This window comes from Lentzea sp. DG1S-22 (assembly GCF_036321065.1).
In the GTDB taxonomy this organism is placed as follows: domain Bacteria; phylum Actinomycetota; class Actinomycetes; order Mycobacteriales; family Pseudonocardiaceae; genus Lentzea; species Lentzea jiangxiensis.
Genome location: NZ_CP143276.1, coordinates 8129420 through 8149908, shown reverse-complemented (window position 1 = coordinate 8149908; position 20489 = coordinate 8129420). Strand labels below are relative to the sequence as shown.

Genomic DNA, 20489 nt, shown 5'->3' with positions numbered 1-20489 from the left:
AGCGCGGAACCGGCGTCGCAGCGGGTGCGCACGTTGCTGATGTGGCTGCTGGTGCCGCTGGCGCTGGCCACGATCATCGGCGCTGCGCTGCTCTACCCGTTCGGGCACGAGCAGAAGACCGGTGCGCAGGTCGGGCTGCACCAGACGCCGGTCGCGGCCGTCGTCACGGGCCTCGCCGAGAACTGCGGCGAGAAGTGCGTCGCCATCACCGTGCGGATGACCGACGGCGCCGCGAACGGGCAGAGCATCACGATCCCGAGCGTGAACGGCCCCGGCGCGCCGAGCTTCCGGATCGGCGACGAGGTGGTGCTGTCCTATGCGGGCAGTCAGCCGCAGGCCGCCGAGTCGTACCAGATCGTCGACTTCCAGCGCGGCTGGTCGCTCTGGGTGCTGGCGCTGCTGTTCGCCGCGGCCGTGCTGCTGCTCGGGCGGTGGCAGGGCCTCGCGGCGCTGGGCGCGTTGCTGCTGAGCTTCGTGGTGCTCGTGCTGTTCATCATGCCGTCGATCCTCGCGGGCGAGAACCCGTTGATGGTGGCGGTGGTCGGCGCCGGGCTGATCATGTTCATGGTGCTGTACCTGACGCACGGGATCTCCGCGCGCACGTCCACCGCCGTGCTCGGAACGCTGGTCAGCCTCGCGCTGATCGGCGTGCTGGGCGCGCTGTTCTCGGCCGCCGCGAAACTGACCGGCCTCGACGAGGACACCACGAACCTCGTCACGATCCTCGGCACCGGCATCGACACCCGCGGCCTGCTGCTCGCCGGAACGCTGATCGGCGCGCTGGGAGTGCTCGACGACGTGACGGTCACGCAGACCAGTGCCGTCTGGGAGCTGCGGCGCGCCAACGACAAGCTGACGTGGCGCGAGCTCTTCGCGGCGGGCTCGCGAATCGGGCGCGACCACATGTCGTCCGTCGTGAACACGCTCGTGATGGCCTACGCGGGTGCCGCGCTGCCGTTGCTGCTCGCCATCTCGCTGGCCGGGCGGTCGATGGGCGAGATCCTGACCGCGCAGCAGATCGCGCAGGAGATCGTCCGCACGCTCGTGGGCAGCATCGGCCTCGTGGCGGCGATCCCGGTGACGACGGCGCTGGCGGCCCTCGTCGCCGTGCGCCAGGAGGTCGCCCCGGCGCCCGAGCCCGAGCCGGAGCCGGAGAAGCCCACGGTCAAGGCCAGGAAGCCCGCCCCGCAGCCCGCGAAGCCACGGCCTGCCCGCATCGAGGGCGACCTCTTCGGCTACGACGCCGACAAGGGGCCGTGGGAGCGCCCTAGCGCGCCAAGAGCACGAAGAGCAGCGCCAGCACGCCCGGCACCACCTGCACGAAGAAGATCTTCCGACTAGCGGTGAACGTGCCGTAGACGCCGGCGACGATCACGAACACCGTGAAGAGCACCGACGCGCCGAAGTCCTGCCGGACGAGCGCGTAGATGAGGCCGGCGGCGAGGAAGCCGTTGTAGAGGCCCTGGTTCGCCGCGAGGGCCTTCGACTCCTGGGCGAACTCCGGCGTCAGGCCGAACGCCTTGCGCCCGCGCGGCGTCGTCCAGAGGAACATCTCCAGGACCACGATGTAGATGTGGATCAACGCCACGAGGGCGAGCAGAACGCCTGCGATGACCTGCACTTGGGTTCCTCCTCAGAGCTGACACACGCGATGGGACAATAGAGCGGTGGGAAGACAGCGGCCCGGCACAGAGGCGATCACCGAGTCGGTCGACTCCGGCGTCGCCGAACTGGTCCCCGATCTGGGTGGACGCAACTCGTGGACGTTGCGGGTCAACGGAACCCCGCAGTCGCATGTGGACCTCGACGATCCGACGTACCTGGAGTTCGAGTACGTCCGCCGTCTGGGTCACCTCGTCGACCTCACCGCACCCTCCCGCGTGCTCCACCTCGGTGGTGGCGCTCTCACGCTAGCGCGCTACGTGGCCGATCTACTGCCTCGTGCGTCTCAGCAGGTGGCCGAGATCGACGCCGGTCTCATCGCCTTCATCCGCCGCGAGCTCCCGCCACCGCCCCGGGTGAGGATCACGACGGGCGACGCCCGCGCGGTGCTGGTCAAGGCCCGCCCGGGTTCGTTCGACCTGATCGTCTCCGACTGCTTCGCCGGCGCCCGCACCCCCGCGCACCTGACGTCGGTGGAGTTCGTGCGCCAGGCCTCCGACGCCCTGGCCCCGGACGGCATCTACGCCGCGAACATCGGCGACGGCAACGGCCTGCAGTTCGCACGAGCCCAATGCGCGACCGTGCGCGCGGTCTTCGAACACGTCTGCGTGCTCGCCGAGCCCGGCGTCTTCCGCGGCCGCCGCTTCGGCAACTTCGTGATCATGGCCTCGCACACCGGCCTGCCGATGCAGCAGCTGACCCGCGCGACGGCGGGCGACCCGTTCCCGGGAAGGGTGGAGCACGGGACGGGGCTGACGAAGTTCATCGGGGGCGCGCCGGTCACCACGGACGCGACGGCGACCCTCTCCCCCGCCCCGCCCTCGGGCCTCTGGGGTACCTAGACGGCAGAACGCCCGCCGCGACCTGCGCGACGGGCGTTCCCGAGGACGACCTCAGTCCAGCGAGGTGACGAACTTCGACACCGCGTCCGGGTGCAGCTTCTGCGCCATCCGCCCGGCGGGAGCCAGCGACCCCAACCGGTACAGCGGCCGCTCGGCAGCGGAGAGCCCCCGAGCCTCCGCCCGCAGCTGGGCCACGAGCAGCTCCGAGAACACCAGTCCGGGCGTGTCCCCCCGCGCCGCCACGGCGTCGGCCAGCCGGCGCAACTGGTACACGCCGAGCTCGCGCCCGCCCGTTCCCGCGTACATCGACAGGGCGACGTTGATCGCCTTCTTGCCGCCGCGCACGAACAGCCCGACGGTCCGCGCGCCGCGCAGGTCGGTCACCAGGAGGTCGAGACCGTCGGCCGTGGCCAGGTCGACCTGACGGGTGCCGAACGCCCGCACGTAGACGGTCGTGCCCTGCAGCCACACCGTGCGGCGGGCCTCGGACAGCGCCAGCAGGACCACCGGCACCGACACGATCAGCGCGGCGATCACGCCCGGCCAGCGGCCACCGATCAGGCCGACGACGGCGCCGAAGGCGAGGGCGACCATGATGCCGCCGATCGCCACCATGCGCGCACGCTTGCGGACCGTCGTCTTGTCGAGCAGGTCGAGAACGAGCTTGTCGTCGCTCACGGGTTCTCCCGCACCGCCTCGGCCACGTCGGCACCCGCGTCGGACGCCAGCCCTTCCGCTCCACCCGGCACGGCGGCGACGAGGGCCGAGGCCCGCAGGCCGTCGCGCACCGCGGAGACCACGTCCGCCAGCGGCACGGAGATCTGGTCACCGGTCGCCAGGGTCTTCAGGCCGACCACGCCGGCCTCCAGGTCGCGCTCGCCGAGCACGAGCGCGAGCTTCGCGCCCGACTTGTCCGCCGCCTTGAAGCCCGCCTTCATCGACCGGCCGCCGTAGACGAGGTCCGTGCGGATCCCCGCCGCGCGCAACGAGCCGGCCACCGCGACCAGGCGGGCACGGGCGGCCTCGCCGAGCGGCACGCCGATCACGTCGACGCGGGAGAACTCCGGCAGCACGCCCTCGGCCTGCGCGGCCAGCAGCGCGCGGTCGACGCCGAGGCCGAAGCCGACGCCGGACAGCGACTGGCCGCCGAGCTGCTCCATCAGGCCGTCGTAGCGCCCGCCGCCGCCGATGCCCGACTGGGCGCCGAGGCCGTCGTGGACGAACTCGAACGTCGTCTTCGTGTAGTAGTCGAGGCCGCGGACCATGCGCGGGTTCTCGACGAACTTCACGCCCAGCTCGGTCAAGTAGCCCTTGACGAGCTCGTAGTGCTCGCGGCACGCGTCGCACAGGTTGTCGACCATCAGCGGCGCCTCGGCGACCATCTCGCGCACCTCGGGGCGCTTGTCGTCGAGCACGCGCAACGGGTTCAGCTCCGCGCGCTGCCGGGTCGCGTCGTCGAGCGGCAGCTCCGCGAGGAACGCCTGCAGCTTCTCGCGGTACGCCGGACGGCAGTTCGCGTCGCCCAGCGACGTGAGCTCCAGCCGGTAGCCGGTGAGCCCCAGGGCGCGGAAGCCCGCGTCGCCGACGGCGATGACCTCGGCGTCGAGGGCCGGGTCGTCGACGCCGATCGCCTCGATGCCGACCTGGTGGAACTGCCGGTACCGGCCGGCCTGCGGGGCCTCGGCGCGGAAGAACTGGCCCGCGTAGTAGAGCTTCGCCGGCAGCGAGCCGCGGTCGAGGCTGTGCTCGATGACGGCCCGCATCACGCCCGCGGTGCCCTCGGGGCGCAGGGTGATGGAGCGCTCACCGCGGTCGAGGAAGGTGTACATCTCCTTCGTCACGACGTCGGTGGACTCGCCGACGCCGCGCGAGAACAGCGCCGTGTCCTCGAAGACCGGCAGCTCGACGTAGCCGTAGCCCGCGAGCTCGGCGGCGCGGGTCAGCGTCGACCGGACGTGCAGGAAGGCAGCGGACGTCGGCGGGATGTAGTCGGGAACGCCTTTGGGTGCGGAAAACACGTCTCTCAAAGTCCTCGGTGCGGGGCGGCCGGAGCGTCCTGCAGTTGCAGCAGGTATGGGTTCGTCACGCGCTCACGGCCTATGGTCGTCGTCGGGCCGTGGCCGGGCAGCACCACAGTGTCGTCGGGCAAGGTCATGACCTTGTTCTGCAGAGACGACAGCATCGCGGCGTGGTCGCCACCCGGCAGGTCGGTGCGTCCGATCGAACCGGCGAAGAGCGTGTCACCCGAGATCACCAGGCGACCGCCTTCCTGCGCGCCGGAGCGGAACATCACCGACCCGCCGGTATGGCCCGGCGTGTGGTCGACGGTGATGCGCAGCCCGGCGAGGTCGAGGTCGGCGCCGTCGTCGAGCGTGCGGACCTCGGACGGCTCCCGCATCTCGAGGTTGCCCCCGAAGAACGCGGCGGACTCGCGGCTGATGCCCTTCAGCGGGTCGGCGAGCATCTCGACGTCGTCCGGGTGGATGTACGCGGGGATGTCGTTGCCGTCGCAGACGGGTGCGACGGAGAAGGTGTGGTCGAAGTGCCCGTGTGTGAGCAGCACGGCCACAGGCGCGAGGCGGTGCTTGCGCAAGGCCTGCTCGATCGGCTCGACCGCGTCCTGACCGGGGTCGACGATCACGCAGGGCTCGCCCTCACCGGCCGCCAGGACGAAGCAGTTCGCCTGGAGCGCCCCGGTGGGGAACCCGATCACGAGCACGAAAATGACCTCCCTGTTCAACCACAGCCTAGCCACCACACAAAGCTCATATGCCCAGGCCCTAGACTGCCGAGCCGACCGCCCTATTCGCATGAGTCCCTGGGGAGGGAGCACGTGCCCACCAACGAGCAGCGACGCGCGGCAGCCAAGCGCAAGCTTGAGCGTCAGATGGTCTACCGCCAGGAGCGGGCCAAGAAGCGTCGCATCATCGCCGTCGTGTCGACGGTCGTCGTTGTTGCGCTCGTTGGAGGTGGCGTGTGGTTCCTCGCGACCAACGACGTCTTCGGCAACGGTGACGCCTCCGCGTCGGAGACTCCGACCCAGGAGTCGGTGGACAAGGCGGAGAACATCCCCACCGCGCTGCACCAGGTCGCCAAGCGGCCCACGCCGCTGCCCGAGAAGGTGAGCTGCGAGTACACGAAGGGCCAGGAGCCGGCGGCCAAGGAGAACACGCCGCCCGCGAACGGCGAGCAGCCCGCCACCGGCACGGTCGGCGTCACGCTCGGCACCTCGATCGGCGACCTGAAGCTCACGCTGGACCGCTCGCTCGCGCCGTGCACCGTGAACAACTTCGTCGAGCTGGCGAAGCAGAAGTACTTCGACAACACGACGTGCCACCGCCTCACGGTGACCGGAATCCAGGTCCTGCAGTGCGGTGACCCCGGCGGCAACGGCATGGGCGGCCCCGGCTACTCGTTCAAGGACGAGACCTACCCCGAGCTCACCTACGGCCGCGGCGTGCTCGCCATGGCCAACTCGGGCCCGAACACCAACGGCTCGCAGTTCTTCATCGTCTACGGCGACGCGGCCAGCCTGAAGCCGGACTACACGGTCTTCGGCACGGTCGACGAGGAGTCGCTGAAGAAGGTCGACGAGGTCGCGAAGACCGGCACGATCTCGCAGCAGCCGGGTCAGGGCGACGGCAAGCCGAAGACCCCGGTCGACATCAAGTCGGCTCTGGTCGCGAACTAGTTCTTCACAGTGAAAGGGCCCCGGGAGCGGTTCCCTTGGGTTCTAAGGGTCGTTGCAACACCTGAGTTGTTCAGGGGTTGCAGTGTTCGAGATCCGCGAGGACCGGTCGCCGCAGGGACGTAAGAAGCTGGTCGCTGAGCGCCGCCAATATCTTGATCTTGTGGCGAAGGGTGTGGGCACCGCGCAGGCGTGCCGGATTGTCGGGATCAACCGGCGGACCGGGCATCGATGGCGGTATGGACGCAAGAGCCAGGCCGGACGGAAGGCGGACCAGCCGCCCGCCGTCCGGCCTGCGCCGTCTTCGGGCCGGTTCCTGTCGCTCGACGAGCGGATCGTGATCGCCGACCTGCTGCGGGCAGGGCGAGGGGTGCGGTCGATCGCCGCCGAGCTGGGACGGCCGCCGTCCACGGTCAGCCGGGAGATCAAGCGCAACGCCCATCCCGGCTCGGGTGACTATCGGCCGCACGCGGCCCAGGACCGGGCCGACCGGCGCCGGCCGCGTCCGAAGACGCGCAAGATCACGGCCTGCCCCGAGTTGCGGGAGCGGGTGCAGGGCATGCTGGACGACCGGTTCAGCCCCGAGCAGATCAGCCGCCGGCTGCGCCGCGACCATCCCGACCGGCCGGAGCTGCACGTGACCCACGAGACGATCTACCAGACGCTCTACCTGCAAGGCCGCGGCGAACTACGCCGCGAGCTGGCCCGCGCGCTGCGCACCGGACGCACCGTCCGCAAACCCCGCCGCACCGGCGAAGCCCGCCAGCCCCGGTTCACCCACCCGATGATCATGATCAGTGAGCGGCCCGCCGAGGCCGAGGACCGCGCCGTCCCAGGCCACTGGGAAGGCGATCTGATCATCGGCGGCGGCGGCACCTCCGCGATCGGCACCCTGGTCGAACGCGCCACCCGCTACGTGATGCTCGTGCACCTGCCCGCACGCCATGACGCCGAGACCGTCCGCGACGGCCTGATCACCACGATCGGCACCCTGCCCGCACATCTGCGCCAGTCACTGACCTGGGACCAAGGCTCGGAAATGGGCCGTCACCACGAGTTCAGCGTCGCCACCGGCACGCCCGTCTACTTCTGCGACCCGCACAGCCCCTGGCAACGCGGCTCCAACGAGAACACCAACGGCCTGCTACGCCAGTACTTCCCCAAAGGCAGCGACCTGACCGTCCACAGCGCCGAGGACCTCGCCGCCGTCGCCGCACAACTCAACCGCCGCCCACGCAAAACGCTCGGCTGGGACACCCCAGCCGAGCGCTTGACCAAGCTCCTGGCCCAAGCCAGTTGATCACCTGTGTTGCAACGACCCCTCGAATTCGCCTTCCCGGGGCCCTTTTCGCTTTTTCCTACCCGACCAGGCGGCGGCGCCAGTCGAGCGGCGTCACGGTGATGGCCCGGCCGGGGTCGCGGTTCCACTCGACCGCGAGCCCTGCGGCCCGGAGCGCGGCCACGACCTCGAGCCCCACGGCCGTGGTCGTCGCGGCCGAGTCGTCGAAGCCGCCGTAGTGCAGCGTCAGCCCGCGCCCGGCCGCGGCCGCCTGCGTGCTCTGGCCGTGGAAGTACACGAACCCGCGCGCACCGGGCCCGGCCTCGTCACCGATCTCCGCCTGGCCGCACGTGCGGCAGCAGGTGAAGTTCTCACGCGCGGTGATCCCGGCGGCGTCCAGCGCCTCGAACGCACGCGTGAGCCGCTCCGGGTCGGTCTCTCCCCGCCACGACGCCTGCTCCGCCACGCGCTCCAGCCACAGCCGGTCGGCCAGCTCCCGCGCCTGGTGGCGCGACACCGGCCGCCGGTCCCCGGTCACCAGGTACTCCTCGGCGACCTCCGCCAGCCCGGCGCGGGTCGCGTAGCCGGCGGCCAGGACCCCGCGCACGCGGTCCTCCAGCGCCGTGCGCTCGTCGTCGCCGAGGTCGAGCGGCGGCACCACCCGCGCGGGACCGGCGTCGAGCGGCGACCAGGTCAGCCGGCCGTCCCAGCCGGGCTCCTGCCGTGCCCAGCCGATGAGCACCGAGGCCACCGCGTCCGGCCCGTCGGCGGTCGCCTCGAAGTACCCGCGGCCGTCGCGGTGCTCCACCGCCCAGTCGCCGCCGGTCTCGTGCCAGACCTGCGCGAAGACGTCGGGCAGGTCCGGCACGCGCTGCAGGACCAGGAAGTGGTCGCCCTCCCCGCCGATGCGCCGGACCAGCCCGGCGAGCTCCTCGGCGGACACGCGGACGTGCCGCTCCGAGTTTTCCGTCCTGACCGTGATGTCGAGCATCCGCAAACTCTGGCACACGACACAGGAGCCTCCTGCCGGATTCCGGCAGGAGGCTCCTGCGCCTTCCCCGTGAAGCTCTACGACGCCGACGTCACGCGGTACACGTCGTACACGCCCTCAACGCTGCGCACGGCCTTCAGGACGTGCCCGAGGTGCTTCGGGTCGCCCATCTCGAACGAGAACCGGCTGACGGCCACCCTGTCGCGCGACGTCGTCACCGACGCCGACAGGATGTTCACGCGCTCGTCGGCCAGCACCTTCGTGACGTCCGAGAGCAGCCGGTGCCGGTCGAGCGCCTCCACCTGGATGGCGACCAGGAAGACGCTGGAGGCCGACGGCGCCCATTCGACGTCGAGCAGGCGTTCCGGCGACTTCAGCAGCTCGTCCGCGTTCGTGCAGTCGGTGCGGTGCACGGACACGCCGCCGCCGCGCGTCACGAAGCCGAGGATGTCGTCGCCCGGCACCGGGGTGCAGCAGCGGGCGAGCTTCACCCACACGTCCCCCGCGTCCTTGACGATCACGCCCGCGTCGCCGGTGGGGCGGCGCCGGGTGACCGTGGACGGGGTGGCGCGGTCGGCCAGCTCCTCCTCGGCGTGGTCGACACCGCCGAGCTGCGCGACGAGCCGTTGCACGACGTGGCGGGCCGAGGTGTGCCCCTCGCCGACCGCCGCGTACAGCGCGCTCATGTCCGGGTAGTGCAGTTCCTTCGCGAGGGCCTGCATCGAGTCGACCGAGACCAGGCGCTGGATCGGGAGCCCGACGCGCCGGACCTCCTTGGTGATCGCGTCCTTGCCCTGCTCGATCGCCTCTTCCTTGCGCTCCTTGGCGAACCACTGCTTGATCTTCGCCTTGGCGCGCGGGGACGCGACGAAGCTCAGCCAGTCGCGGGACGGGCCCGCGCCCTCCGCCTTGGAGGTGAAGATCTCGACGACCTCGCCGTTCTCGAGCTTGCGCTCCAGGGCGACGAGACGCCCGTTGACGCGGGCGCCGATGCAGCGGTGACCGACCTCGGTGTGCACGGCGTAGGCGAAGTCGACCGGTGTGGAGCCCGTCGGCAGCGTCTCGACGTCACCCTTGGGGGTGAACACGAAGATCTCGCGCGCGGCGAGGTCCCAGCGCAGCCCCTCGAGGAACTCGCCGGGGTCCGCGGCTTCCCGCTGCCAGTCGAGGAGCTGGCGCATCCACGCCATCTCGTCGATCTCGACGGACTTGCCGTTGTGCGTGCCCTTGGTCTCCTTGTAGCGCCAGTGCGCCGCGATGCCGTACTCGGCCCGCTGGTGCATCTCGTGGGTGCGGATCTGCACCTCGAGAGGCTTGCCGTCGGGACCGATGACGGTCGTGTGCAGCGACTGGTACACGCCGAACCGCGGCTGCGCGATGTAGTCCTTGAACCGGCCCGGCATCGGCTGCCAGGCGGCGTGCACGACGCCCATCGCGGCGTAGCAGTCACGCACCTCGTCCACGAGGATCCGGACGCCCACGAGGTCGTGGATGTCGTCGAACTCCCGTCCGCGGACGATCATCTTCTGGTTGATCGAGTAGTAGTGCTTCGGCCGGCCCTCGACCTTCGCCACGATCCGCGCGCTCTCGAGCTGGCCGTTCAGCTCGTCGACGACCGAACGCAGGTACGTGTCGCGGCTCGGCGCGCGCTTCGCGACCAGGCGGACGATCTCGTCGTACTTCTTGGGCTGCAGGATCGCGAACGCGAGGTCCTCCAGCTCCCACTTGACCGTCGCCATCCCCAGCCTGTGGGCGAGCGGTGCGAGCACTTCGAGCGTTTCGCGGGCCTTGCGGGCCTGCTTCTCCGGCGGCAGGAACCGCATGGTGCGCATGTTGTGCAGCCGGTCGGCCAGCTTGATGACGAGGACGCGCGGGTCCTTCGCCATCGCGATGACCATCTTGCGGATGGTCTCGGCCTCGGCCGCTGCCCCCAGCTTGACCTTGTCGAGCTTCGTGACGCCGTCGACGAGGCGGGCGACCTCCTCGCCGAAGTCGTCCTTCAGCTGCCCCAGTGAGTAGTCGGTGTCTTCCACGGTGTCGTGCAGCAGCGCGGCCACCAGCGTCGTGGTGTCCATGCCCAGCTCGGCGAGGATCGTCGCCACGGCGAGCGGGTGGGTGATGTACGGGTCGCCGGACTTGCGGCGCTGCGGGCGGTGCTTCTCCTCGGCAACGTCGTACGCGTGCTGCAGAAGCGCCAGATCGGCCTTGGGATGGAGGTCACGGTGCACGGCGGCGAGAGGTTCGAGGACCTGCTTCACCGGGGCCGCACGTTGGGCGGTGATGCGCCGCGCCAGGCGGGCGCGCACACGCCGGGTAGCCGACGGTTGAACAACCGTCGCAGCGGGTTCGGTGTCTTGACTCAACCCCACGCTCCTCGGGTCTCGCGAGTACCGAGGATAACGCGTTAACGCAGACGAGACTTCCGATGGCTCGCTGAGCGGCGCAGCTCACACGGTGAACGCGAGCCGAACTTCCGTTGAGCCGATCAGGCGACGGCCTTCACGAACGCCCTCCAGGCGCGGGCCGAGAACACCAGGACGTCACTCCCGGTCGCCTTCGAGTCACGCACCAAGGCGTCGCGCGAAAGCGACACCTCGACGCACGTCCCGCTGTCCGTACTGCCGCTGTAGGTGCTCTTACGCCAGCCCCGGTCGAGCGTCATGGAGGTCCTCTCGGAGTCCGCCGACGTAGTCCGTCAGCATGCTCCTCGATTGTTCCCCATCGAGCGCGCGGGCATCCAGCCACTTGAAGAACTCACGGCTGCTCGCGATGGCCTTGCCGTCGTGCGCGAACACTTGGGCGACGTCGTTCTCGCTGTAGGCGACCGGCACCATCTTCTCGAAGCTGAACAACCTCCGCGCCGACCGCATCGCGATGGCGACACCGGCGGACATGGGCACGATCCGCACCACGTGGGTGTGGAACAGCAGGCGCAGGTACTGCTCCTCCATCACTCGCGCATCGCCGACACGAAGCCTCAACGCGAGCTCGTGCACGAAGAAGACGCATTCGGGCGGATTGGACCGCCTCATGATCGACTGCCGGTCGACGCGCAGCTGGACGAACTTCTCGATGTCCTCCGCCGCTTCGTTGCCGCCCTCGGTGAGCAGTGCCCGCGCGTACTCGGGAGTCTGAACGAGACCGGGCATGCTCAGCCCGTCGTAAGAGGTGATCTTCTGCGCTTGGGCCTCCGCCATCGCGAGCGTGCGCAGGTTGTCCGGCACGACCAGCACGTACGGGTCGAAGGCGTAGCGGTACCTCTCGCGGAAGGCCTCGAAATGAGCGCTGTCCCGGCCACACATCATCAGGTACTGCACCAGGTCGATCTCGCTCGCCCGCGCCTTGCCCTTCTCGATGTTCGAGACCTTGCTCGGGTCCCACCCGAGCTGTTCGGCGAAGGCGTGGCCGGTCAGCGTCGTGAACTTCTCGCGCAGGCGGCGCAGCTCGTCGCCCAGGTCCCGGCTGTAGGCGGTGGAGGTCATCGCAGTCATTCGTCCGACGGTAGGCATTGGCCCTCCTCCACGAACCAGCTCCTTCGGGTGAAAACGGGTGCTCGAAAGCCCTGGTGGCACGGGCTAAGCCGCGACGTGGTGGGCGGCGTGGTGGGCGGTGTTCGTTCGCGGGGTGCGGTCCGGGTCGAGCCAGGCCGGCGGGACGAAGGTCGGGACTCCCCTGTGGAGCTCCACCTCCCACTCGCTTCGGTGGATCAAGGTGTGGTGGTGGCGGCACAGGAGGGCCGCGTTGTGCACGGACGTCTCGCCGCCCTCCGACCAGAACCTGACGTGGTGGGCGTCGCAGTGCTTCGGCGGGCGGTCGCACCCCGGGAAGGTGCAGCCCTGGTCTCTCGCCACCAGCAGACGGCGGACCGCGGCGGGGAACGTTCTGCTCTTGCGACCTATGTCCACCGGTTCGGAGCGGCCGCCCAGCACCACCGGGATCACGCCCGCGTTGCAGGCGAGGCGGCGGACCAGGGCGGCCGGGACGCGGACGTGGTTGTCGAGCGTCGCGAAGCCCGTCCGCGCCGCCAGGGCCTCGTACGGCATCGTCATGGTGAGGGTGACCGGCTCGCCGCCGTGCTCGGGCAGGAGGTCGGCGCGCAGCACCAGGTCGATCAGGTCGGCGAACGCGTCGCCTTCCCGCTCGCCGCGCGAACGCGGGTCCACGCCTTCCTCCGGAGTGGCCGGGCGGGGCTTGGCCAGCGGGTCGATCATCGCCTCGAACTTCGCGCCGGTGACCTTGTCGAGCTTGGCCGACACCTCCAGCCAGTCGCCCTTCCACTGCATGCGCAGCCGGTTGACCGGCGCCACCTGCTCGGCGGAGCCCGGCTCCTCGTCCTGCTGGTAGAGCCGGTACGCGAGCTCCTTGCCGAACGCGCGCACCGCGGCGGGCTCGTGCCGCGACGCGAACTCGACCACGGGCTGCTCGGCCTCGGGCGGCAACTCCTCCATCACCTCGGCGACCGCCGAGATGTGCTCACCGGAGAGCATCCCCTCCGCGACCGCGGCGGCGGTGGCCGGCAACTCCGGCTCCAGCACCGAGCCCGACGGCGTGACCTCCCGAGCCAGCTTGGCGGCGCGGGCGACCCACTGCCGCGCGGTCTTCAGGTCCCACCGCACGGCATGGCGCAGCACCTGCACCACATTCCGATAGCCCAACTCGGACGCGGCACCACGCCGCTCAAGTTCGGCGATCTTCTGCATCATCGAATTCTCGAGAACGCGAATTCCCACCACATCACCGACGACCGCGCTCAGCAGTTCGCCGGTGGCCAGGAGGCGGAAGTCCGGTTCGCTCATGCGTTCGACCGTACCGCAAGATCACGCCGAAAAAGCACGTCAGAGCGCACACGTTCGGGTGAACAACCTGGACAAACGCTATAGGCGCCGTTAGTGCACATCTCTCTATATGCGACATAATTAGCAGTAAGCGAACACGCAAGAGAACGGACCAAAGAAATCCGTTCTACATACATCCGGCGAAGAAGGTCACGTGCCGGACCGGTACCGCCGGGGCACCTGACAGACTCGAACCCGTGAGGACCCTGCTCTGGTGCGCCGCCATGACGTTCGTGTGGCTCGGCACGATGGCGTACCTCGCCCTCGACGACCCTGGCTACATCGATCCGAGGTCGATCATCGGCTCGTCGGTGGGCTGGGTGGTCGCGACCACCCTGAGCTGGCTGGTGCTGCGCCGCGCGAAGGCACCGAAGCTGTGGGAGATCGCGGTCGTGACGGCGCCGGCGTCGCTCGTGACGCTGGTGTTCGTCAGCATCGGCGCCGCGCTCGTGGCCCCTCCGCCGGTGGCGTGATGAAGGGGTGCTCGCGAGCCAGGCGATGGACGGGGTGAGCAGCGTGCTCGAGCACGCCTGGAAGGCTGGCGCCATGCACTCGCACCGGCCGCTCTGGCACTGCCTGGCGTTCGCGGGCATCTGGTACGCCGCGATCGTCCTGCTCAACCTGGTCGTCAACGGCGGTGGTGAGGCGTTGCGCGCGCTGCTGCTCGGCGTGGTGCCGTGGCTCGGCGCGTCCGCCGCGCTGACGAGGGTGGGGCACGGTGGCATGAAGGCGTGGCGGCTGGTCGTGCTGGCGTTGCCGATCTTCTACTTCCTGTGGGCGATCACCGTCGTGGTCGCCTACCGGTTCATCGTCACGCCGGTCAGCGGCTGACACGCGGAAGGGCCGGCGACGACTCGTCACCGGCCCTTCCGAAGCACGACCTCTACACGGTCACGAGCGTCTGGACGTCACGACCCGCGAGCCGTGAGCGGCCCTCCAGCGCCGCGATCTCCAGCACCACCGAGACACCCGTGACGATGCCTCCCGCGCGCTCCACGAGCGTGCAGGCGGCCTCGGCGGTGCCTCCGGTGGCCAGGACGTCGTCGACCACGACCACGCGCTGGCCGGGCTGGATCGCCCCGCCGGGCAGTTCCAGCGACGTGGAGCCGTACTCCAGGTCGTAGGAGACCGAGTCGGCGACGACCGGCAGCTTGCCCGGCTTGCGCAGCGGCACGACGCCGTAGCGCCAGCCGTAGCCTAGGGCGGCGCCCAGGAGGAAGCCGCGCGACTCGATGGCGGCGATCACCTGGGTGCTGTCGTCGATCTTGTCCTGCAGGGCGTCGACCACGGCGCGCAGGGCGTCCGGGTCGGCGAGGACCGGCGTGAGGTCCCGGAAGACGACCCCCGCCCGGGGGAAGTCCGGGACCTCGCGCATCAGTCCCAGAGCACGATCCAATTTCAACGCTGGCGCTTCCCGGTCGGACGGCGGCGGGCGTCGCCTGCCTTGGCGGTGCGGTGGGGCACCGACGCGGCGGCGGCGTACGCCTCTTCCTTGCGCAGGTCGGCGGCGAGGGCGTCCTCGTCGGCCGACTCGATGCCCTCGGCCGGCTGCGGGCCGGAGGCCTTGGCGCGGCGGGCGGCCACGCGCTTGGCCTGCGCGATGTACTTCGGGTCGCGCATCTTCAGGTCCACCAGCACCGGGGTGGCGATGAAGATCGAGGACAGGGCACCGATGAACATGCCGACGAGCTGCACGAGCGCGAGGTCCTGCAGCGTGCCGACGCCCAGGATGCCGACGCCGACGACCAGCAGGCCGATGACCGGGAGGAGCGCGATCAGCGAGGTGTTGATCGAGCGCATCAGGGTCTGGTTCAGCGCCAGGTTCGCGGCCTCGGCGTAGGTGCGGCGGGTCAGGCCCAGCAGGCCGCGGGTGTTCTCCTTGACCTTGTCGAACACGACGACCGTGTCGTACAGGGAGAAGCCGAGGATCGTGAGCAGACCGATCACCGTCGCCGGCGTCACCTCGAAGCCGATGAGCGAGTACACGCCCGCGGTGATGATGACGTCGTGGAAGACGGCGACGAGCGCGCCGACGGCCATGCGCCACTCGAAGTAGAACACCAGGAACAGCGTCACCGCGACGAAGAACCAGAACAGGGCCCACAGGGCCTTGCCGCTGATCTCACCGCCCCAGGACGCGGAGACGGCGCTGTCGGAGATCGCCGACTGGCCGCCCTGCGGCTGGGTGTCCTGGGCGAGGCCCGCCTTGAGGGCCGCGACCTCCTGGATGTTCAGCGCGGGCGACTTGATCTGGATCGTCGCGCTGGCACCGGAACCGACGGCCTGCACGGCGGTCGGCTTCTTGTCCGGGATCGCCTTGGCGAACGCGTCCTCGACGGCGCCCGTCGAGATGGACTGGCCGCTGGCCGAGACCGACGGCATCGAGATCTTCGTGCCGCCCTTGAAGTCGATGCCCAGGTTGAAGCCGTTGAACACCATCGAGCCGATGCAGACCAGCAGGATGATGCTGGACGTGATGTACCAGCGGAGGCGCTTGCCGACGATGTCGAAGGCGCCGTTGCCGACGTAGAGGCGCGAGAGCACGCTGCCCATGTCAGGCCCCCTTCACGGCGGTGGTCTTGCCGGTCGTGGCGGCGCGGTGCGCGGCGCCCTCGCGGGCGGCACCGCCCAGGCCGGACAGGCTCGGGTTGGACAGGAACTTGGACTTCGACGCCATCGCGACCAGCGGGTGCGTCACGAGGAACACGACCACGAGGTCGAGGACCGTCGACATGCCGAGGGTGAACGCGAAGCCCTTCACCTGGCCGACCGCGATCACGTACAGCACGGCGGCGGCGATGAAGCTGACCGCGTCGGCCGAGAGGATCGTGCGGCGGGAACGAACCCATGCGCGCGGGACGGCCGAACGGAACGTGCGGCCCTCACGCACTTCGTCTTTCAGTCGTTCGAAGAAGACGATGAACGAGTCCGCGGTGATACCGATCGCGACGATGAACCCGGCGATGCCGGCGAGGTCGAGCGTGAACCCGATGAGGCGGCCGAGCAGGACCAGCACCGCGTAGATGATCACGGCGGACAGGGCGAGCGACAGGATCGTCAGGACGCCCAGGAGGCGGTAGTAGAACATGCAGTAGACGAAGACCAGCGCGAGGCCGATGCCGCCGGCGATCAGACCCGCCTTGAGCGACTGCAGGCCGAGCGTCGGGGAGACCGTCTGCGCCTCGGACGAGTCGAAGGACAGCGGCAGCGCGCCGTACTTTAGCGTGTTCGCGAGGTTCTGGGCTTCCTTCAGCGTGAACTTGCCGCTGATCTCGGTCGAGCCGCCCTCGATGGCCGACTGGATGGTCGGGGCGGACATGACCTCGCCGTCGAGCACGACCGCGACGGCCTGCTGCACGTTGGCGGAGGTGAACTTGGCCCACTTGCTGCCGCCCTCGGACTTGAAGTCGAGGTTGACGACGTAGCCGGTGCCGTTCGGGTTGTTGTTCGCCGCGGCGTTGTTGATGTCCTCACCGGTGAGGCGGGAGTAGTTCGAGTAGTCGTCGGCCTTGGTCTGGGTGTCCTCCTTGGGAGGGTTGACCGGGGCCAGGGTGTACTTGAACTCGCCCTTCTCGTCACAGGTGACGAGCGGCTTGTCCAGGTCGTCGTTGCCGCGCAGGGGGTCGGGCTGCGTGCAGTCGAGCAGGAGCGCGGCCTGCTGCAGGACCTGCGGGTCCGTGCTCTGGCGCAGCGCCTTCGCCTCCTGGATCTCCTTCGCGACCTTCGGGTCGATGTTGGAGGGGGCGGGCGGCGTGCTCGGCGGGGTGCTCGCGCTGCTGGACGGCGCGGCGCCGCTGCTCGGCGGGGTGCTGGACGGCTGCGCGGCCAGGTTCGGCGCGGGGCGGCCCTGCGGGGCACCGCTCGACGGCGGCGCCTGACCGGCGCTCTGGCTCGGCGGGGTCGCGGGAGGCGTGCTCGCACCGCTGGACGGCGCGGTGCTCGACGACGGCTGCGACGGGTTCGGGGCGGCGCCCGCGGGGACCGGCTGGCCGATGACCTTGCGGAACGCGAGGCGAGCGGTCTGGCCGAGGCCCTTCGCGCCTTCGCTGTCCGCACCCGGGACCGTGATCACCAGGTTGTTGCCGTCCCGCACGACCTCGGCACCGGAAACGCCGAGCCCGTTGACGCGGACCTCGATGAGGTCACGTGCGCGGTTGAGCGCTTCCTCGCTGGGCTGGGCCCCGTCTTCCTGACGCGCGGTCAGCGTGACGAGCGTGCCGCCCTGGAGGTCGATTCCGAGCTTGGGTTTGGCCGAACCGTTCCCGGTGAAGAACACCAGGGCGTAGAGCGCGACCACGATGAGGACAAAACTCGCCAGATATTTCGCAGGGCGAATTTGCCCGGCCGGAGGTGCCACGATCCGTCCGTCTCCTAGTAGCGATGGTTTCCGAGCGCGCAGCGTAACGCGCGCCGCGTGAGCTGCGCGTCACTACCTGGAGTTGGCGGTGTTCACAGTTGCCAACTCCAGGTGTCACGAGCCCGTCGGTTACTTCTTGACGTTGTGGTCCAGGGGCTCCGCGACCTGTGCGGTGGGGGCGGTGGTCACCTCGGCCTCGGGCTCGTCGGCCTTGTCCTCGACCACGGCCTCGTCGGTCTCGGCCACCTTCTCGCGGATGGCGGCGCGCAGCCACCGCGTGACGACACCCTCGGAGATCTCGATGTCGATGGTGGTGTCGTGGCTCGCGTCGGCGACGGTGCCGTAGAGACCCGAAGTCGTCATGACCTTGTCCCCCGGCTGGAGCGAGCTCTGCAGCTGCTGCTGCTCGGCCATCGCCCGCTTCTGCTTGCGCGCGCTGAGGAACAGCGGCACCGCGAGCAGAACCAGGAGCAACGGGAACATCAAAGACGAAAGGTTGCCCATCATTCTCCGATCAAGTGGACATGCCTCGACGCACGTCCGATATGTCCAGGTGCTTTCACCGATTGTGCCAGGTCACCACAGTTGATCACCGGCGGGCGGTTCCAGCCCCAGGTGGTGCCACGCGGCGGGCGTCGCCACTCGACCGCGCGGTGTCCTGGCCAGCATGCCAGCCCGCACCAAATACGGTTCGCACACCTCTTCGACCGTGGTCGGCTCCTCACCGACGGCGACCGCGAGCGTGGACACGCCGACCGGTCCCCCGTTGAAGCTCTTGACCAGGGCGGTGAGGACCGCGCGGTCGAGGCGGTCGAGGCCGAGCTGGTCGACGTCGTAGACCTCGAGGGCCTGCCGCGCGATCTCCTCCGTGACCCTGCCGTCGGCCCTGACCTCGGCGAAGTCCCGCACGCGGCGCAGCAGCCTGTTGGCGATGCGGGGCGTGCCCCTGCTGCGCCCGGCGATCTCGAGCGCGCCGTCGGCGTCGAGGTCGACCCCGAGGATCTTGGCGCTGCGCTTCACGATGAGGTCGAGCTCGTCGGGGCTGTAGAACTCCATGTGCCCGGTGAAGCCGAACCGGTCGCGCAGCGGTCCCGTGAGCGCGCCGGACCTCGTCGTGGCCCCGACCAGCGTGAACGGCGCGATGTCGAGCGGGATGCTGGTCGCGCCGGGTCCCTTGCCGACGACGACGTCGACCCGGAAGTCCTCCATCGCGAGGTACAGCATCTCCTCGGCCGGCCGCGCCATGCGGTGGATCTCGTCGATGAACAGCACGTCGCCCTCGACGAGGTTCGACAGCATCGCCGCGAGGTCCCCCGCCCGTTCGAGCGCGGGCCCGCTGGTGATCCGGATGGCGCTGCCGAGCTCCTTCGCGATGATCATCGCGAGGCTGGTCTTGCCGAGCCCGGGCGGCCCGCTGAGCAGCACGTGGTCCGGCGCGGTTCCCCGCCGCATGGCCCCGTGCAGGACGAGCTCGAGCTGCTCCCGCACCCGCTGCTGGCCGACGAACTCGTGCAGGTCGGCGGGCCGCAGGCTGGTCTCGACGTCCCGCTCGGCCGGCGCGACGTACGGGCTGAGCTCGTCCTCCATCACTTGCGCCCCAGCGTGGCGAGCGAACGGCGCAGCACGGCGGACGTCGACTGGTCGGGGTTGTCCGCGAGCACGCTGTCGACCGTCTGCTCGGCGGCCTTGGCCGGGAACCCGAGCCCGAGAAGCGCCTCCACGACGTGGTCACGCGTCTGGCTGTGCGCCGGCGTCGTCGGCGTGGGCAGCTGACCGACCTTGTCGCGCAGCTCGATGATGAGCCGCTCCGCACCCTTCTTGCCGATGCCCGGCACCTGCGTCAGCACGGTGATGTTGCCCTCGGCGAGCGCGTGCCGCAGCTTGTCCGGCTCCAGGACCGCGAGGGTGGCCAGCGCGATGCGGGGCCCGATGCCGCTCACCGTCTGCAGCAGGCCGAAGAGCTCGCGGGCCTCGGCGTCGGCGAACCCGAACAGCGTCAGGCTGTCCTCGCGCACGACCAGCGTGGTGGCGAGCGCGGCCTCTTCGCCGCGGCGCAGGCCGGCGAGGGTGGTGGGCGTGGCCTGGACGGCGAACCCGACGCCGCCCACCTCGACGACGGCGTGGTCGAGGCCGACGTGCTGCACCTGGCCGCGCAGTGACGAGATCACCTGGTTCCTCCGGTCATGACGTGCTTCGAGACTAGTTGGCGCGCTTGGCGGCTTCGGCGAGCTTCGCCCTGTGCACCCGTGCCAGCTCCGCCGCCCGTGCCTGCGCCTCCTCCAGCCGCGACCGCATCGGCGCGCGCCAGTGGTGGCAGATGGCGAGCGCCAGCGCGTCCGCCGCGTCGGCGGGCTTCGGCGCGACCTTCAGGCCGAGCAGCTTGGTCACCATCGCCGTCACCTGCGCCTTGTCCGCGCGGCCGGACCCCGTGACCGCCGCCTTCACCTCGGACGGCGTGTGGAACTCGACCGGCAGGCCCCGTTGCGCGGCGGCCAGGGCGACGACGCCCGACGCCTGCGCGACGCCCATCGCGGTGCGGACGTTGTGCTGCGCGAAGACCCGTTCGATGGCCACGACCTGAGGTTCGTAGCGGTCGAGCCATTCGCAGACGCCGACGTACAGCTCGTGCAGGCGCACGGACAAAGGAGCGTCAACGGGCGTGCGCAGGACATCGACGGCCACCGCGCGCACGACTCGGCCCGGGCCGCCGTCGACCACGCCGAAGCCGCACCTCGTCAGACCGGGGTCGACCCCGAACACCCGCACGCCAGCCAACTCCCCGAAGCAGGAACGAACAACAGTTCGAACCATATCCGGTGCGCCCACGGGTGACTT

Annotated in this window: 21 protein-coding genes and 1 pseudogene; 6 read left to right on the top strand and 16 right to left on the bottom strand. The window is 70.0% G+C overall.

All coding sequences use genetic code 11. The features are described 5' to 3' along the window. Positions 1–24 precede the first annotated feature (24 nt). Positions 25–1341 carry a YibE/F family protein gene (locus V1227_RS38855; RefSeq protein WP_329790064.1) on the top strand — a complete coding sequence of 439 codons (1317 nt, stop codon included), beginning with the start codon at positions 25–27 and terminating at the stop codon, positions 1339–1341. Here V1227_RS38855 and V1227_RS38850 read toward each other — a convergent pair. Beyond that, positions 1268–1621, bottom strand: coding sequence for a DUF1304 domain-containing protein (locus tag V1227_RS38850; RefSeq protein ID WP_090101434.1), 354 nt, complete (start codon positions 1619–1621; stop codon positions 1268–1270). The genes V1227_RS38855 and V1227_RS38850 overlap by 74 nt on opposite strands. Before the next feature lie 46 nt (positions 1622–1667). Between V1227_RS38850 and V1227_RS38845 the strand changes: the two genes are divergently transcribed. Next, entirely contained in the window at positions 1668–2504 is an 837-nt protein-coding gene (locus tag V1227_RS38845) for a spermidine synthase (protein ID WP_329790063.1), read from the top strand. A gap of 51 nt (positions 2505–2555) precedes the next feature. Here V1227_RS38845 and V1227_RS38840 read toward each other — a convergent pair whose 3' ends face one another. The 3 genes and pseudogenes from V1227_RS38840 to V1227_RS38830 form a co-directional block, all read right to left on the bottom strand. Beyond that, complete coding sequence (locus V1227_RS38840) at positions 2556–3182, bottom strand: hypothetical protein (RefSeq protein WP_329790062.1); 627 nt, start codon at positions 3180–3182, stop codon at positions 2556–2558. A 92-nt stretch (positions 3183–3274) separates the two neighbouring features. Further along, positions 3275–4522: pseudogene (gene hisS / locus V1227_RS38835) on the bottom strand (histidine--tRNA ligase); the annotation flags it as partial. A 5-nt stretch (positions 4523–4527) separates the two neighbouring features. Next, positions 4528–5223: an MBL fold metallo-hydrolase gene (locus V1227_RS38830; protein WP_329790061.1), complete on the bottom strand. Its 696-nt coding sequence runs from the start codon at positions 5221–5223 to the stop codon at positions 4528–4530. 114 nt (positions 5224–5337) lie between these two features. Here V1227_RS38830 and V1227_RS38825 point away from each other — a divergent pair, with 114 nt between their 5' ends. Next, positions 5338–6195 (top strand): peptidylprolyl isomerase, encoded by an 858-nt coding sequence (locus V1227_RS38825; protein WP_236217553.1) that lies wholly within the window; start codon positions 5338–5340, stop codon positions 6193–6195. 160 nt (positions 6196–6355) lie between these two features. After that, positions 6356–7492 (top strand): IS30 family transposase, encoded by a 1137-nt coding sequence (locus V1227_RS38820; RefSeq protein WP_442916419.1) that lies wholly within the window; start codon positions 6356–6358, stop codon positions 7490–7492. Positions 7493–7550: 58 nt separating this feature from the next. On the opposite strand, the gene V1227_RS38815 is transcribed toward V1227_RS38820, so the two are convergent. The 5 genes from V1227_RS38815 to V1227_RS38795 all read right to left on the bottom strand — a co-directional run bounded on the left by V1227_RS38815 (position 7551) and on the right by V1227_RS38795 (position 13258). Then, positions 7551–8462: a DUF6891 domain-containing protein gene (locus V1227_RS38815; RefSeq protein WP_329790060.1), complete on the bottom strand. Its 912-nt coding sequence runs from the start codon at positions 8460–8462 to the stop codon at positions 7551–7553. A 77-nt stretch (positions 8463–8539) separates the two neighbouring features. Continuing rightward, on the bottom strand, positions 8540–10825 hold the full coding sequence (locus tag V1227_RS38810; protein ID WP_240010107.1) for a RelA/SpoT family protein: 2286 nt from the start codon (positions 10823–10825) through the stop codon (positions 8540–8542). A gap of 122 nt (positions 10826–10947) precedes the next feature. Next, positions 10948–11124 carry a DUF397 domain-containing protein gene (locus V1227_RS38805; protein WP_329790059.1) on the bottom strand — a complete coding sequence of 59 codons (177 nt, stop codon included), beginning with the start codon at positions 11122–11124 and terminating at the stop codon, positions 10948–10950. Then, positions 11099–11953: a helix-turn-helix domain-containing protein gene (locus tag V1227_RS38800; RefSeq protein ID WP_329790058.1), complete on the bottom strand. Its 855-nt coding sequence runs from the start codon at positions 11951–11953 to the stop codon at positions 11099–11101. The genes V1227_RS38805 and V1227_RS38800 overlap by 26 nt, the downstream gene beginning before the upstream one ends. An 84-nt stretch (positions 11954–12037) precedes the next feature. Further along, positions 12038–13258: an HNH endonuclease signature motif containing protein gene (locus V1227_RS38795; RefSeq protein WP_329790057.1), complete on the bottom strand. Its 1221-nt coding sequence runs from the start codon at positions 13256–13258 to the stop codon at positions 12038–12040. 236 nt (positions 13259–13494) lie between these two features. Between V1227_RS38795 and V1227_RS38790 the strand changes: the two genes are divergently transcribed. Beyond that, positions 13495–13770: a hypothetical protein gene (locus V1227_RS38790; RefSeq protein WP_329790056.1), complete on the top strand. Its 276-nt coding sequence runs from the start codon at positions 13495–13497 to the stop codon at positions 13768–13770. Positions 13771–13777: 7 nt separating this feature from the next. Further along, entirely contained in the window at positions 13778–14128 is a 351-nt protein-coding gene (locus tag V1227_RS38785) for a hypothetical protein (RefSeq protein ID WP_329790055.1), read from the top strand. 52 nt (positions 14129–14180) lie between these two features. Here the strand turns inward: V1227_RS38785 and V1227_RS38780 are convergent, their stop codons facing one another. The 7 genes from V1227_RS38780 to ruvC form a co-directional block, all read right to left on the bottom strand. Beyond that, positions 14181–14672 carry an adenine phosphoribosyltransferase gene (locus V1227_RS38780; protein WP_236217570.1) on the bottom strand — a complete coding sequence of 164 codons (492 nt, stop codon included), beginning with the start codon at positions 14670–14672 and terminating at the stop codon, positions 14181–14183. A gap of 23 nt (positions 14673–14695) precedes the next feature. Continuing rightward, positions 14696–15850 (bottom strand): protein translocase subunit SecF, encoded by a 1155-nt coding sequence (gene secF / locus V1227_RS38775; RefSeq protein WP_329790054.1) that lies wholly within the window; start codon positions 15848–15850, stop codon positions 14696–14698. Between the two features lies 1 nt (position 15851). Beyond that, complete coding sequence (gene secD / locus V1227_RS38770) at positions 15852–17654, bottom strand: protein translocase subunit SecD (RefSeq protein WP_329790053.1); 1803 nt, start codon at positions 17652–17654, stop codon at positions 15852–15854. 129 nt (positions 17655–17783) lie between these two features. Beyond that, entirely contained in the window at positions 17784–18137 is a 354-nt protein-coding gene (gene yajC, locus V1227_RS38765; protein ID WP_329790052.1) for a preprotein translocase subunit YajC, read from the bottom strand. A gap of 93 nt (positions 18138–18230) precedes the next feature. Further along, the gene (ruvB, locus tag V1227_RS38760) at positions 18231–19241 is read right to left on the bottom strand and encodes a Holliday junction branch migration DNA helicase RuvB (protein WP_329790051.1); all 1011 of its coding nucleotides are present in this window, start codon (positions 19239–19241) and stop codon (positions 18231–18233) included. After that, positions 19241–19822: a Holliday junction branch migration protein RuvA gene (gene ruvA / locus V1227_RS38755; RefSeq protein ID WP_236217580.1), complete on the bottom strand. Its 582-nt coding sequence runs from the start codon at positions 19820–19822 to the stop codon at positions 19241–19243. The genes ruvB and ruvA overlap by 1 nt, the downstream gene beginning before the upstream one ends. A 31-nt stretch (positions 19823–19853) precedes the next feature. Beyond that, the gene (ruvC, locus tag V1227_RS38750; RefSeq protein ID WP_329790050.1) at positions 19854–20420 is read right to left on the bottom strand and encodes a crossover junction endodeoxyribonuclease RuvC; all 567 of its coding nucleotides are present in this window, start codon (positions 20418–20420) and stop codon (positions 19854–19856) included. Positions 20421–20489: the final 69 nt, after the last annotated feature.

Bases quoted from the DNA above. Each gene is read 5' to 3' on its own strand.
- V1227_RS38815 (WP_329790060.1), bottom strand. From the start codon at position 8,462: ATGCTCGACATCACGGTCAGGACGGAAAACTCGGAGCGGCACGTCCGC.
- V1227_RS38805 (WP_329790059.1), bottom strand. From the start codon at position 11,124: ATGACGCTCGACCGGGGCTGGCGTAAGAGCACCTACAGCGGCAGTACG.
- V1227_RS38800 (WP_329790058.1), bottom strand. From the start codon at position 11,953: ATGACTGCGATGACCTCCACCGCCTACAGCCGGGACCTGGGCGACGAG.
- V1227_RS38795 (WP_329790057.1), bottom strand. From the start codon at position 13,258: ATGAGCGAACCGGACTTCCGCCTCCTGGCCACCGGCGAACTGCTGAGC.
- V1227_RS38780 (WP_236217570.1), bottom strand. From the start codon at position 14,672: ATGCGCGAGGTCCCGGACTTCCCCCGGGCGGGGGTCGTCTTCCGGGAC.
- secF (WP_329790054.1), bottom strand. From the start codon at position 15,850: ATGGGCAGCGTGCTCTCGCGCCTCTACGTCGGCAACGGCGCCTTCGAC.
- yajC (WP_329790052.1), bottom strand. From the start codon at position 18,137: ATGTTCCCGTTGCTCCTGGTTCTGCTCGCGGTGCCGCTGTTCCTCAGC.
- ruvB (WP_329790051.1), bottom strand. From the start codon at position 19,241: ATGGAGGACGAGCTCAGCCCGTACGTCGCGCCGGCCGAGCGGGACGTC.